Here is a 13,645-nt window from a genome sequence, read left to right on the forward strand (position 1 = left end):
CAGGTTTCCTCCTTTTCCATTGGCAGAAAGACCCCGGAAACCTGTGCTTCCGGAGCCTCACGCATATTATTCAGAAGTGATGTCTGCTACTTCGCCTGTAATTTGCTCGCCACCTTGAGATTTCCAATCTTCTACAAAGGTATCAAAGCTGTCTAACGGCTCAGTGCCCATAATAATCTTTAGGAATGTTTCATCTTCAAGCTTTTTCAAGTTCACCCAACGTTGTTCCATTGTTTTCGTTTGTGAATAAAGCTCACTGTAAACACCGTTGATTTCTGTGTCGACAAGCGGGCTTCCCCCAACAAGCAAGGAATACATACGCGTCCATACGCCCATATCTGCCTGTGGGTCCCAATGTTCAATATTGAGATCATCATAAGGCTCTTTTTTCACGGTTTTGACCGTTTCCACATCCGAGACAAGGAGCTTGTATTCCGGCATATCTTTAAAGTCCTCTGGTGTCTTTGTGCCGGCCATCACTTCACGAAGGGCTTTAACAGTGAATTCGGTTTCATCAGATGGTGCAAATACGAGACGTAATGGATAGTATCCTGGACCGCCCTTATCAGGACTAAAGGTCGATTCATTGTCTAAAAGATTGTTTAGTATTTTCATTGCCGCTTCAGGATGCTCATAACCCTTTTTCACGACAACATAATTGCTTGTTGGCGTGCTTAAATGTGGTGTATATTCTCCGTCTGCATTAAGTGGCAACGCATAAGCCTGCCAGTTCGCATCTGGGTTTTGTGTAATCGCATCAGCTAATGGACCATACCCCATCCACCACGGAGCAAAGAACATGCCCGTCTGTCCGCTAATTACCGATTGATCTGAATCCTCACGTACTGCCATTTCGCGATCAATCAATCCTTCGGCGTACATATCGCGTAATGCCGAAAGTGCTTCCTTCGTTTCAGGAAGAGTAGAGCCATAGACAGGGTCTCCACCTTCTCCTTCTACCCAAAACCCTGGGTATGCACCAAAAGCAGAGAAAATGCCATCAAACCCGTAGAGATTATTGGTTGATTCAAGGAAGGTTGCATACAGCTTGTTGCTTGTATCTGGTCCAGCAAGACCAATCGTATCCGCTTGGCCGTTACCATCTGGATCTTCTTCTACAAACGCTTTGGCGACCGCTTTCAATTCATCTACGGTTTTAGGCGCCTCAAGGCCAACTTTGTCTAACCAATCTTGGCGAATCCAAAGCAAATGCACACCATCTGCTTGCAATTGCACATTCGGAATGGCCATGATTTTGCCATCAAACGTCGCACTTTCTAATGCAATGCCGTTCGTGCCTTCGATAATTCGTTTAATGGCAGGAGACGCATAATTTTCATACACTTGCGTTAAATCCTCAAGCTGACCTGCTTCATACATTTGTCTCAATTCAACAGGGCCAACGATCATGGCGTCCGGTAAATCGTTACTCGCAATCGCCAGGCTTACCTTTTGATCGTAATTTGCAGGAGATGCAGTGAAATAATGCTCCACATCGATGTTCAGGTTTTCCTTAACGCTTCGTGTGAACTGATTATCTAATGGAGAGTCTTCAGCTGGAAGACTTGTATCACTTGGATCAAGTTCCTGACCAATTTTTATTGTAATCGGTTCTTCGTACGCTCCAAATGGATCTGCCGGTTCATTTGATTCAGAGCCGGAAGAATCAGAGCCTGAGCTATCTGGTGCAGCAGAATCATTCCCCGCACAACCTGTTAGCACCAAAAGCAATAGCATAACGCTTACAAAAAACGCTTTCATTTCTTTATGCATTTTTGTTCCCCCTTACTTGATAAGTTCTAAGACCTTTTTACTATAACAGTCTGAAAGCGTATACAGTGACGATGTTTGTTTGTGCTTAGGGTAGAAAAAAGAACGGCATTTAGTAGATGATCACGCATTTGCCTGGGACGCAGAACAAATCTCCCCCTCTTCAGTTGTCATTTTTCTCCCCTTCGCGTTGTTGTTGTCGAAACACACTTGGAAGGACGCCTACTTGCTGGCGGAAGAGGCGACTGAAGTATTTATGATCGCTGTAGCCTGTATGCTCCGCAACCCACAACACTGGCTTATCGGTATTCGCCAAATACTCCTTCGCTTTTTCAATTCGGACGAAACGGACATAATCATTAAATGTCATACCTACAGCCTCTTTAAAACATTGTGAAAAGTAGCTTCGGCTCATATTCACTTTTTTTGAAACATACTCCGCATGGATCGGCGAGGAAAGCTCGTCGTTCACAATAAACACCGCTCGGTAAATACACGCTTTCACTTCTTCGGACAGCGTAGGCTTTGCTAAAGCCGTGCGCCATACATTCTGCGTTCTATAAAACCATTGTTTGACATCATGCCAATACGCAAAAGAGCCAGGGTAGTGAATCGTCTGTTCAACGACAGGACTGTACACGCGATTCCATTCACTCACCATGTAATACACTTGTTGATCAACCCGTGATGGGGGAAACGATTGTGTTTTCCAATCATGCAATACTTTATCCAAAAGCTCGGCATCCTGAATCCATTGCAAAGAGATGAGTGCGGAACGAATTGACTCTTCTTGCCCGTCATCCTTGACCGAAGACGCCAATAGCTGATCAAAGGATAGGTCACTGAAGCAACGCGAGGGGGAAAAGTCGTAATAAAAGGCATGAGAGCTGTAAGCCATCAGTGCTTGCCTCACCTCCTGCAGCGATTTTCCCTGAATGCCTGTCAAATGGCATAGAGAGGCAGTGGGATGCGTTTCATGGAGCTCAGACAATCGCTGCCTGAGCTGGTCTTGCTGTCCTTTTTCCAAAATCCACATATACACATCTTCACGAACAATCAGAGGGGAGTGGCCGACTTGGTGTATGGCTGTATCACTTAACTCCCCTTCCTCTTTACGTGTCAGCCAAACATAAGCCTCATCGGTATCGAAGTATTCCTTCTGCTGATCCTTTGTAGTCGTTTTACGGACATCCTGCAGTTTTTGCTGGATTCGAATCAAAATATCATCAAAGTTATCGTGATCTAGCTCCACCTTTGAAATGTAATCGATCGCCCCGAGACGAAGTGCTTTTTGAACGTAGTCAAAGGTTTGATGCAAGGTGAGCAGGACAACAGGAATATGTGAGAATCTCTCCTGCATGGCCTCCATGAGCTCCAGCCCTGTCATGACTGGCATAGAAATATCGGTAATGACCAGATCAATCGTCGTCGTCTCCAACAGGCTTAACGCCTTTTCTCCGTTATTCGCTTCGCAAGTGACTTTCATGCCGTAGTCCGCCCATGGCATGAGGGAGATTAATCCTTTTCTCACAAGTTTGTCGTCCTCAACGATCATGATGTTGATCATTCCCATGCACCTCCGTAGGTATGGTTACATAAATGCTAGTGCCTTTCCCAAGCGTACTCTTGATGCGCAAGGAAGAGGCTCCTTCATATTGCCGCTCCAGCACGCGTTTAACGTAGCTCATCCCGATGCCCATCCCATTTTTTTGCAGCGCGGTATCATCAGTCAACAGCTGGTCTATCTTTTCTTGAGACATGCCTTTTCCATCGTCAGACACAACAATGACAAGCTGATCGTGCTCTGAAAACACGCAGACAGAAATGTGACCGTCATCCTCCAACCCATGATACAAGCAGTTTTCCACTAGAGGCTGGAGAATAAAGCGTGATACTGTTGTTTGCATTAAATCGTCACTTGCCTCGATCTGTACGTCAAACGTAAAATCATAGCGATGCTGTTGCAGTGACAAATATTGCTTCATCGACTCGATTTCCTCTGCAACATTAGAGAGCTCCCCTAGCTTGCCTAGATTGTAGCTTAACAAGCGATTCAAGGACGTTAAAATATGGTCAATGTCCTTTTGCCCGTTCATGACCGCCATCCATCGTGCCGTATCAAGCGTATTCATTAGAAAGTGGGGATTGATCTGGTACATGAGCTTCTCCACTTCAAGATCTGCGCGTCGCTTTTCCTTCTGCTCTACTTGTTGAAACAGCGATCGAATTTGTGCTTTCATATGCTGAAACTGGGCGAGTAACGCATCAAATTCAGGAATTTTCGTAAAAATTACCTTTGATGCAAAATCATTGTTGGTTAACGAGTCAATCTCTTCGTGGACGGTGTTCATCGGACGATACACCATGAGCCATAGAAGCCAGGAAGCGATCAAGCTCAAGACAACAAAAAAGATGGTTAAATACGCCATCTGCACAATCCATTCATTTTTTTCTTCATCATATTGCACTTGTGGAATTAACGAAACGATACTCCACCCTTGGTCAGATTGCTCCTTAAACCAATAATATGCCCCTGTCATTCCCTCATTGCCCTGTTCTGAGAACATAGATTGAACGGGGAATCTCTCAGGCAAATCGCTATACGTCACCTCTCCCTCAGCATTCATCAGCAAATAGGAAGAACGTTGCGTTCGTTCATTTCGCTGAAGAATGTCCTCCGTAAGGTTAAATGCAGATTCGATATACACATAAATCGTATCGCGATTTCGAATATCAACCTGTCTCAGCGTCGAAAGTACATACTGGTGATTGTGTCGTTGCAAGCTGATATGCGGACCATGGTTTCTAATCTTGTAGCGATCAGCAAGAATAGGGAGATCTTCCATAGAACTATCTGGCTTCACCCCATAATTGTTTAATAAATACCGACCTTCATTTTCAAGAAAATACATTGTCATCCCAATGCTTGGATTGCTAAAGGTCAGCACATTAAACTCATTCTTAAACTCACTGTACAAAGAAGCTCTTTCATATGGGTCTTTCGCCTTTAAAAAAGCGTCTAGCTTCATACCAACACTTCCTGGAGCTGCAAGCTGTTGCGATACATGGTTCAAATTGACAAGAATATTTTCAATCGAAAGCTCCACCTGTCTCAAATTATCTCGCAAGGAGGTATTTAGTTTACTCGTCAGCATCGTTGACATCGTATGGTAAGCAAATACCACCGTACAAATAAGCGGTAGCAGCGTACACAACGCAAACACGACCACAATTCGGTTCTTTAATGTAAACGAATCTGGAAACCATAAAAGATGCAACCGTTTTAGCATCGCTCTCCCTCTTATTCGTAAGACATGGAAACATTGTTTGTTGGTTCAATATACTATCCGAACGCTTGATACCGCTTACATATGACGATATCGTATCATAGAAAAGGCCTCTCAGACATTGGAAAAAGATGTCGTCTATACATCGGCTTTTTTTTCATCTTTTTAAGGCAATGAGGTATTTTCTAACCATCAGATACATGCATGCTCAATTTCCTCCAATAGTGTCCCATCCCGAACCCTACTAAGCTGACAAACAAAGGGACGAGGAAGTGGGCACTGGGTTCTAGCAAGGGGTGATTGGATGCCATGAAATAGGTGACCCCGTATGATGGCTGTACCCAAACGAGCACGGTCATGAGACCAACGATGATCCATTCCAATGAAGCACTTGCGTAAAAGAGCAAGCCGCCGCCTAACCAAAACATGATAGGGTACCAGATGGATGTGTCGCGTTTTAGCGCACAAAAGAAACCATACAATCCCCAAATGACGAGAGATAGACTAGAAACGAGAAGCGCAGAAAGCGGCGGAGCGCCACCTTTAAATAAAGGTATCCCCATGTTAAGGACACTGAAGATCGCCGAGAGGACGAAGATAAAAAAACAGTGAAAAATAAAACTTGGATGGATTCGTATCGACATTGTCACCGTCCTCCTCGTCATGCATCATTGTTTTGTTTAGACACTCATTTAAATTACATTGTCGTACTGACGAGACAACTCCTCAAGCTTTTCAATAATCCGTCGTTCACACGATTCCCCCGTTTCAATACGCTCAGTCGCCAATGGAGCTAGCTTCGGGTGCTCGCCAATCATGACGGAATGTCGACTCTTTTGGAACATTGATTCATCATTTGCATCATTGCCAAAAACAATAAAGTTGTTCTCCTCCACGTGAAGCGTTTGCAGAGCCCTCCACTTATGTATTCCGCGCGGGCTAATATCGATACCGCCATCCTCTTGATACGTATGGGGCACAAAATTCAATTGGTGAAGCTTGTCTAAAAGATTCCCCGTATGTTCCGCAGAGAGAATGAGGACTTTTATAATGTCACCAAGCTCTGTGATTGGCACGCATTTGGCAACCTGACGTGAATCCATGTTCTCCAAAATGGGATGGTTTGTCCCCGTACAGGCATAGTTCCAATCTCCATCAATCAAATAGGTCGCTTTATGATGTTCTATCAATTCATAAATGAGGAGAAGCTCATCATGGGTAAATGGCTGGACCGCTGAAATGATCCCTTTTTTTGACACTAGACCTCCATTTGCCCCAATAAGCGAGACCGAATGAAAGCGATCATGCAGTACTGGAAGCATTTCTCGGATTGGTCGAGCAGACGCAAAAATCACTTCGTGACCACGTGCGACCAGCGCATCAAACTGGCGAAGAATCGGCTCTGTCACCGGTTGTCCTCGGAAACAGATTGTTCCGTCTAAATCAAACACGAAGCGCATACAAATCGCTCCCTTTCCACCTGGACTTCATATATTCTACCATTTGAGGGTCGTTTGAGAAACATTGGGCATAGTTAAATTCCCCTTAAATAATCACATTTGTTGACAAGAATCAGGAACGACTATATTATTGACGTATCAATCATTGACGTATCAATGGTTTTAAAGGAGGAATCAAACCATGACCGCTTGTTTCGTCCGGTTACAAATTTTTATGCAGTTGCAGTCCGTCAATAAGGAGATCTACTCAACGTTCGAAACGTGCTTCGGAGCGAGTACCTCCCGGATTGAGATTCTGCACTATCTTCTTCAACATGACGAGGTGACGCAAACCTCCTTGCAACGAGAAGTAAATATAGACCCTGCAGCAGTTACGAGACATCTGAAGCAATTGGAAGCTTCCGGGACAATTTATCGGTACAAAAAGCCCGATGATCAACGAGCGACATGGGTGAAGCTAGATGAAGATGAGCGACGTCATATCGAACAATCCTACAAGGAAAAAAGTCAATTTATAGAAGAGACATTAGCTGGATTCTCTGAAAAAGAGTTGGAACACTTCCTATCCATGTTGAACAAAATCAGTCAAAACGTATCGCAAGTCACTAAGAAAAACCTAGGAGGAACACCAGAGTGAATCAAACCGCCACATACAATAAAGAAAGCTTTATACAACTCTTAAAGGATCGCCGTTCCATTCGTCGGTATGATGAGAATGTGAAAATTAGCAAAGAAGAGATGCACGAGATTCTTACTGCTGCAACAACCGCACCATCGTCCGTCAACCTGCAGCCTTGGCGTTTTGTTGTAATTGATAGCCCAGAAGCAAAAGCAAAGCTCGCACCTCTTTCTAAATTCAATCAACAACAAGTCACAACGTCTTCAGCAGTTATCGCCGTCTTTGCGGATATGAAGAACCTAGACTATCTTGAAGAAATCTACGGAAAAGCTGTAGACCTAGGAATGATGCCAGCAGAAGTAAGAGACTATCAGGTCATCGCCATTCGCAAAGTGCTTTCTGACATCTCAAACCAATCCAACCGAGAGACGATTTTGATCGACAGTGGTTTGGTTTCTATGCAACTGATGTTAACTGCAAAAGCGTTTGGCTATGATACAAATCCAATTGGCGGCTATGAGAAAGACCAAATTGCCGAAGCATTTGACCTCGACAAAGACCGATATATCCCTGTTATGCTGATATCTATCGGGAAAGCAGCAGATGCTGGCTACCAGTCTTACCGTATGCCAATTGAACAAGTCACTGAATGGAAATAAGGTGGACTCATGATTATTATTCATGCAACGATGCAAGTCAAACCCGAGAAAAAAGACATCTTCTTACAAGAAATGAACGCAGTCATTGAAGGCAGTCGTACGGAGGCTGGGAACAACAGTTATGAATTGTTCCAGGACCCAAGCGATGCGAATCGTTTTCTGATGGTGGAAAATTGGAAGGACATGGCCGCAGTAGAAGCACACAATACAAGTTCTCATTTTCAAACATTTAGTGCTAGTGCCAAGGAGTTGTTGAGTGCGCCATTAAAAGTTGACGTTTATCAAGGGGAAAAGTTAAATTAAGCGATACGAAAACGAAAGTCTGCAATTGGAGTAAATAGTTCATACATTATAAAGCAAATAAAACTCAAGTTGATAACTTAGTATAAAAACACTGCAATTTACACATAAACCAACAAGTTTATTAGAGTATAAAACATCCAATTGAATTAATTGGATGTTTTTGATCTTTAGTTAATTTTCTTAATGTCCTTCGACCGCTTCAGCAAAATACTTCGCTTTCCGCGGGCACGGCTTCAGCTTCCTCGGAATCTTGCTTTCCTGCGGGATCTTCAGCTCGCGCTGTTCCCGCAGGAGTCTACGGATTTTGACTACGCTGACCGCCTATGTTTATTTCAAATCCTAATGTTTTTCGTTTTTTGTGTAGAGTGTTTTTATTTTGTCCAGGTCTCGTTTTCACCCAGGTTATTTATATTTTCCTGTTCCCAATCTTCTTTTAGTAATCCGTAAATAACTCTATCGTGATATTCCCCATTTAAGTATTCATAGTTACGAATAATTCCTTCTTGCATGAAACCTAATCGTTCAGGGATTGCTTTGCTTTTGCAATTTTTCGTCGCTACATTGATTTCTACTTTTCTCAACCTTAAATCGTTAAATGAGTGGTCAATGAGTTGTTTGCAAGCTAATGTTGCCAAGCCTTTACCCACATAATCCTTACCCAACCAGTACCCGATTTCAGTTTTTCTTGCACTCCAATCCATAAACAAATATCCTATCGAGCCAGCGATGCTATTTTCATGCCAAATCCCAGCCCAATATCCATTATTTTCAGAAAGTCTTTTAAGGGATTTCTCAATAAATATCTTCGAGTCTTCAACATTGTTTGTCTTCATAGGAAAGGATAGCCATTCTCCTATATTCTCTCGGTTTGCATCAATTACATGATATAACTCCTCTGCGTGTCGCGGTTCTAAAATAGAAATGTAAGTATCCTTATCAATCATCGCCTTGTACATTGAACTTACCCCCTATATCCTCAAAATTTGCAACATAAAAATTCCAATCATCTCCACAACATTAAGTTCTCATTTTAAATGCGAACTAACTCAAGTAAATAATACATCTCTTTATACAAATTTTGTCTGTAAAACCTAACCTTGAGCAGGGTAGCTTCTTTCATTGCGTTTTGTGCTTACTCGGATTAATCTTGATATAATCAGGCTCCTACCATCTCTTTTTGGTGTCGTCAAAGATAAACAAGTTTAATGATGAGTTATTCTATAGCATCAATAGCTTGCGATAACTTAATATGAGGAGAGCTTTCACATGCCTACAACCGTTAAAAAATATAGTATTTCATTTGTTAATCTTATGAGTACACTTATGGTATTTTCAACCTCGTTTTTAGAAAGTGGAAATGCCCTACTCATCACAATCAGCTTCTTACTACTCGTTAATGGTACATGTTTTTCTAACGAGTACTTACTCATCAAACACTACCAAAAAAATCAACACAAAAAAACCAATATTGGGTACGCAATATTGGTGATGGTACAAGTCGTATTTACAGTGTTACTATTCGTGGTTTTTAAGTTTTACTTCTAACAAGACTGTGAGTAAACCGCAAAAGAAAAGCTGGCTTACAGAAGCACTTTAAAACGCCTCAATACAACCAATATTTATCTAATTATGCTTCTGTAGAGATTTGAAAGTTCACGCCAAATTTGTCTGTGACAATGCCATACCCCGGGCTCCAGAAGGTTTCCTGAAACGCCATATGAATGGTTCCTTCATCCGCTAATGCGTTGAACAATGCTTCAGAATCTTCCTTGCTGTTGGTGATAATGCACACCGACACTTGATCTCCAAGCTGATAGGCCATACCAGGATAATTGTCTGATAGCATAAATTCAGCACCACCAATGGAAAGTTGCGCATTGGCTACGCGATCCTTTGCTTCATCAGGCACTGGTTGATCCGGTGATTGCGGCATGCCTCCGAAGGTTTGAAGAGCCATGACCTCTGCACCTAACGCTTTTACGTAAAACGCAACAGCTTCTGCACCATTTCCATCCAGAATAAGATACGGCATCATTTTTATCGACAATGTAGTCAGCTCCTTTTTTTGTTAGCCTTCTCTAACCTTAGCACACAGCGATTCCTTCATTTCTTCTCTTTTGCTATCTTTATTCGCTTTTCCTCAGCGCTTCCCCTGCTCACGCAGCAAACGATTTGGTATCCAACGAACGTAGATGAGTTCTCCAACAAGCTCGACAATCGTTTGGGTAACGATAATCGCCGCCACTAACGACCGCCACTCCTCTGGAAGCGCCAAGGCAAGGGGAAGTACAACCAATGAATTCCGAGTTGAGGCACTGAAAAGAACGGCTCGTCCAGTCTGAGCTTCAAGACGAAACCAGCGAATAATCTGTCGAGTGATTAAAGGCATAAGGAGCATAAAGAGCAGATACACGGGCACGACTTGAAGAATTGTACCCAAGTGTCCAGTGACTTTACCCAGTTGCGAGACGACGACCACAAACAACGTGATCGCCATGAATGGGACGGGTAGCCATGCAGAATGATCTAAAACACGTTCTGCAAAGCGAGATGTCTTTGCGAACATCTGAAACCCAAATGCCACAAACAATGGAAGAATGATGATGAGGAGAAACGCTTCAATAAAAGGACCGGGTTGAACAATAGCTGCAGCAGACTCCCCTAGAAACAACCATAAATACAGTGGCAGCAAAAGCAGCTGAGAAATGAAGAGCAATGGGGTAGCCAAGAGCAACTTTTGTGCATTTCCTCGCCCGATCTGAGTGAAGACGATGACATAGTCAATACACGGAGTGAGTAACACTAAATACACACCAAGGAGCACAGGGGCTTCCTGAGGCAAAAGCCACCCTAACGACCAAACAACTATAGGCACAGCGACATAGTTTGCTGTGAGTAATGCGAAAATAAAGCGCCGATCACTAAACACATGTTGAATCGAAGGAAACGGAATTTGCGTGAACATGCCATACATGAGAATGGCGATAATGAGAGAGATGAGAACGTGGTGATCCAGTTTCGATGTAACCTCTGGGGCGAGCCAGCCGATCACTCCAGCAAGCATCAGGACGACTCCGTAGAGCCAGACTTGGTTTCTTTCAAGCTGTTCGCGCGTCATACGAGATCCTTTCTTAATAATGTTTGCTCATAAGTATACGGGGGAGCCATCGTTTCATCAATAAGAACACGTTCGTACACAATACAATATGCCCGGTACCTTAAAGACACCGAACACATTGATTCATTTCATTATTCTCCAAGCTCTATCAGCAACTCGGCTAAACGCTCCGCTTGGTTTGGCACAGCGATTGGGTCATATGGCCAAAAATATTCAGGATCTTCGTAGATAATAACACGTTCGTTTTTCACAGCATCAAGGTTACGCCAAATGGGGCTGTCCTCTTCAAGTTGACCACCGTTCGATTCATCGACAAAAATATAGTCACCGGCATAGTTCTCTAACACTTCGTATGAGATAACAAGGTAATTATCTTCGCTCCCAATGACTTCCTCCGCCACAGCTTTAGGTGGTTGCAGCTCAAGATGTTGATACAGCGCTTCACCGCCTCGGTATAGACTGTCGCCGTAAATATAGAGGTCTTTGTTGAAGGCGCCGACGAGGGTGACCGTTTGATCACCAATGACATCCTGTGCCTTTTGTTTTGCAACTGCCACACGCTCATCAAACTGCTCTTGCCATGCTTTAGCCTCGTCCTCCCGTCCCAACATTGCGCCCATTTCCTGCATTTCTTTCTCCACGTTACCAAAGGTCAAATAAGGAAACACAAGGGTTGGTGCGATTTTTGAAAGTTGGGCATAAATTGAAGGATCGTTGTTCGCAGTGACAATAAGATCTGGTTTTAACGTCAGAATTTTTTCAAGCGATCCGGTAAATTCCCCAACACTCTCGATGCCTTGTATGTGATCTTGAATATGTGGACTGCTCAATTCACGATCTGAGCCACCAACTGGTTTGATACCTAATGCAATAAGTGTGGCAAGGTAATTTTCATGAGCCACGACTCTCTGCGGATTCGCAGGAATTTCGACTTCCCCGTTAATAGTCTCAACGATACGTGTTTCGCTGGAAGCTTCCTCAGTTTTCACTTCCGTTGATTCACTTTCTGCTGTCTCCTCTGTTTCTGTAGAGTCTGCTACATCCTGTGGTGATGCCTCCATATTTGCACTACTTCCACACGCTGATAAAACAACGAGCAACAGAAAAATCGTCAATACTAAAAATAGTTGCTTTCGCTTCCCCATTTTAATTTCTCCTCTTATCTTCAATTGATTATGATTATCATTATCATAAATAGTATCAGGTCACTACTGTTTCATCAATGTTTTTTTACAAAGGAAGGGGTTTTATGATAAATTATCCAGTTGTTTTTGTACGATTAAATGTATAACCTCACACTATTGGCATGGAGTAACAGTGATTTCCTGTCAACAAACGTGAGAAGTCTCATTAAGTTGGAGATATGTTGCACAGTAGGCTCCCATAACGCCTAATATGCTTCCGGTACCCACTCCAGTTTTTTTGAGTTCAATAGGCAACAGACCTGTGTTTGTTTCATTCGTTACGATCTGCTTTTTTAGAAGCATGCCGAGTTCCTTCATAACAAACAACGGTATCAGGTCGGTGTCACTTCGACAATGTTTTTCTAAGAATATAAGGAATTTTGTGTAGAATTATCCGATTATAAGTTCGGCCAAAGTTACCTCTGTACATCATCATTAGGAGATCGCAGTAAGCAATCACTTCTTCCCCACTCACATTGTTAAGAACAAAAAAAGAACCATAATCATCGACTTCTCCGCTGGTTCATGGTTCTTTTCGGTATCTTGTAAATCACATCTTTACTTGAAAGGTTCTAACATACACTGTCGTTCCAGTCATAATGACAGGGGCGTTGAAGCAATGGTGAGGTGACAGTCGTCATGCCGGCAAATGAGGGGCACGGGAGGTGTGAGCAATAACCCTAGCAGTGTTATCAGAGGGGGCATTTATTAGGGGTTTTATCATTCTATTCGGCGGCTATATCCTTGAAGGGGGCCTTCCTTATCGCTGTGCTGCCGTTTTGCCGGATGATGACGACCTTAGTGAGTCGCTTGGTGTCTGCCTGGAAAGGAAGCTGGCGGCGAGGGGCTGAAAACAGTAGAGTGATTTTGAATCGCTGCAAGGCCTTTTTCGTGCCTTCCTTGTCCTGCAACGGTGTGTAGTTTTTTTCTTTCAATACGCTGCTCTTTTATTATGCATTACTCATTGGAAGCAGTTTTCTGAATAAGGTTTTGTAAAAGGGAAGCTTATCTTTGTTTAATGATTCGTATTTCCAACCCTCGCGATTAGCAAATTCAAGTTTTTGTTTTATTTTCTCCACTCGAAAGCGACAATACTCCTGCTCGTTCATGTAAAACCTCCTCGGTACATCGTCGGTTCTACATTCGAACCGATTTCATAAACTATTTTTGGCCCTTTGCCAAATGCCGTTTAGATGATGACAACCTAAGTGAGCCGCTGGGTATCGTTTCGGAAAGGTGTTACGT

At 43.1% G+C, this 13,645-nt stretch carries 14 protein-coding genes; 3 read left to right on the top strand and 11 right to left on the bottom strand.

Annotated elements, in window-relative coordinates; genetic code table 11:
• Positions 1 to 66: 66 nt before the first annotated feature.
• From EV213_RS06665 to EV213_RS06685, 5 genes are all read right to left on the bottom strand, one after another.
• Positions 67 to 1,773 (bottom strand): extracellular solute-binding protein, encoded by a 1,707-nt coding sequence (locus tag EV213_RS06665; protein WP_243740012.1) that lies wholly within the window; start codon positions 1,771 to 1,773, stop codon positions 67 to 69.
• Between the two features lie 160 nt (positions 1,774 to 1,933).
• The gene (locus EV213_RS06670; RefSeq protein WP_166639192.1) at positions 1,934 to 3,337 is read right to left on the bottom strand and encodes a response regulator transcription factor; all 1,404 of its coding nucleotides are present in this window, start codon (positions 3,335 to 3,337) and stop codon (positions 1,934 to 1,936) included.
• Positions 3,315 to 5,060: a sensor histidine kinase gene (locus tag EV213_RS06675; protein ID WP_133579733.1), complete on the bottom strand. Its 1,746-nt coding sequence runs from the start codon at positions 5,058 to 5,060 to the stop codon at positions 3,315 to 3,317. The genes EV213_RS06670 and EV213_RS06675 overlap by 23 nt, the downstream gene beginning before the upstream one ends.
• 182 nt (positions 5,061 to 5,242) lie before the next feature.
• The gene (locus tag EV213_RS06680; protein ID WP_133579734.1) at positions 5,243 to 5,701 is read right to left on the bottom strand and encodes a hypothetical protein; all 459 of its coding nucleotides are present in this window, start codon (positions 5,699 to 5,701) and stop codon (positions 5,243 to 5,245) included.
• A gap of 48 nt (positions 5,702 to 5,749) precedes the next feature.
• On the bottom strand, positions 5,750 to 6,517 hold the full coding sequence (locus tag EV213_RS06685) for an HAD-IIB family hydrolase (protein WP_133579735.1): 768 nt from the start codon (positions 6,515 to 6,517) through the stop codon (positions 5,750 to 5,752).
• Between the two features lie 181 nt (positions 6,518 to 6,698).
• Here EV213_RS06685 and EV213_RS06690 point away from each other — a divergent pair, with 181 nt between their 5' ends.
• Genes EV213_RS06690 through EV213_RS06700 form a run of 3 tightly spaced genes read left to right on the top strand, consistent with a single transcriptional unit; the run spans position 6,699 to position 8,098 of the window.
• The gene (locus tag EV213_RS06690; RefSeq protein ID WP_133579736.1) at positions 6,699 to 7,154 is read left to right on the top strand and encodes a MarR family winged helix-turn-helix transcriptional regulator; all 456 of its coding nucleotides are present in this window, start codon (positions 6,699 to 6,701) and stop codon (positions 7,152 to 7,154) included.
• Positions 7,151 to 7,795, top strand: a complete 645-nt coding sequence (locus tag EV213_RS06695; RefSeq protein WP_133579737.1) for a nitroreductase family protein — start codon at positions 7,151 to 7,153, stop codon at positions 7,793 to 7,795. Before EV213_RS06690 ends, EV213_RS06695 begins: the two co-directional genes overlap by 4 nt.
• 9 nt (positions 7,796 to 7,804) lie before the next feature.
• Positions 7,805 to 8,098, top strand: coding sequence for a putative quinol monooxygenase (locus EV213_RS06700; RefSeq protein ID WP_133579738.1), 294 nt, complete (start codon positions 7,805 to 7,807; stop codon positions 8,096 to 8,098).
• A gap of 371 nt (positions 8,099 to 8,469) precedes the next feature.
• On the opposite strand, the gene EV213_RS06705 is transcribed toward EV213_RS06700, so the two are convergent.
• The 6 genes from EV213_RS06705 to EV213_RS20670 form a co-directional block, all read right to left on the bottom strand.
• Positions 8,470 to 9,054: a GNAT family N-acetyltransferase gene (locus EV213_RS06705; protein WP_133579739.1), complete on the bottom strand. Its 585-nt coding sequence runs from the start codon at positions 9,052 to 9,054 to the stop codon at positions 8,470 to 8,472.
• Positions 9,055 to 9,725: 671 nt separating this feature from the next.
• Complete coding sequence (locus EV213_RS06715; protein WP_133579741.1) at positions 9,726 to 10,145, bottom strand: VOC family protein; 420 nt, start codon at positions 10,143 to 10,145, stop codon at positions 9,726 to 9,728.
• Between the two features lie 93 nt (positions 10,146 to 10,238).
• Complete coding sequence (locus EV213_RS06720) at positions 10,239 to 11,216, bottom strand: arsenic resistance protein (RefSeq protein WP_133579742.1); 978 nt, start codon at positions 11,214 to 11,216, stop codon at positions 10,239 to 10,241.
• Between the two features lie 131 nt (positions 11,217 to 11,347).
• A complete protein-coding gene (locus tag EV213_RS06725; RefSeq protein ID WP_133579743.1) occupies positions 11,348 to 12,361 on the bottom strand; it encodes an ABC transporter substrate-binding protein in 1,014 nt (337 codons plus the stop codon).
• A gap of 764 nt (positions 12,362 to 13,125) precedes the next feature.
• Entirely contained in the window at positions 13,126 to 13,335 is a 210-nt protein-coding gene (locus EV213_RS06730) for a hypothetical protein (protein ID WP_133579744.1), read from the bottom strand.
• Positions 13,336 to 13,350: 15 nt separating this feature from the next.
• Entirely contained in the window at positions 13,351 to 13,509 is a 159-nt protein-coding gene (locus EV213_RS20670; protein WP_166639193.1) for a hypothetical protein, read from the bottom strand.
• Positions 13,510 to 13,645 lie beyond the last annotated feature (136 nt).

The sequence above is a fragment of the Aureibacillus halotolerans genome, from assembly GCF_004363045.1.
Lineage (GTDB): Bacteria > Bacillota > Bacilli > Bacillales > DSM-28697 > Aureibacillus > Aureibacillus halotolerans.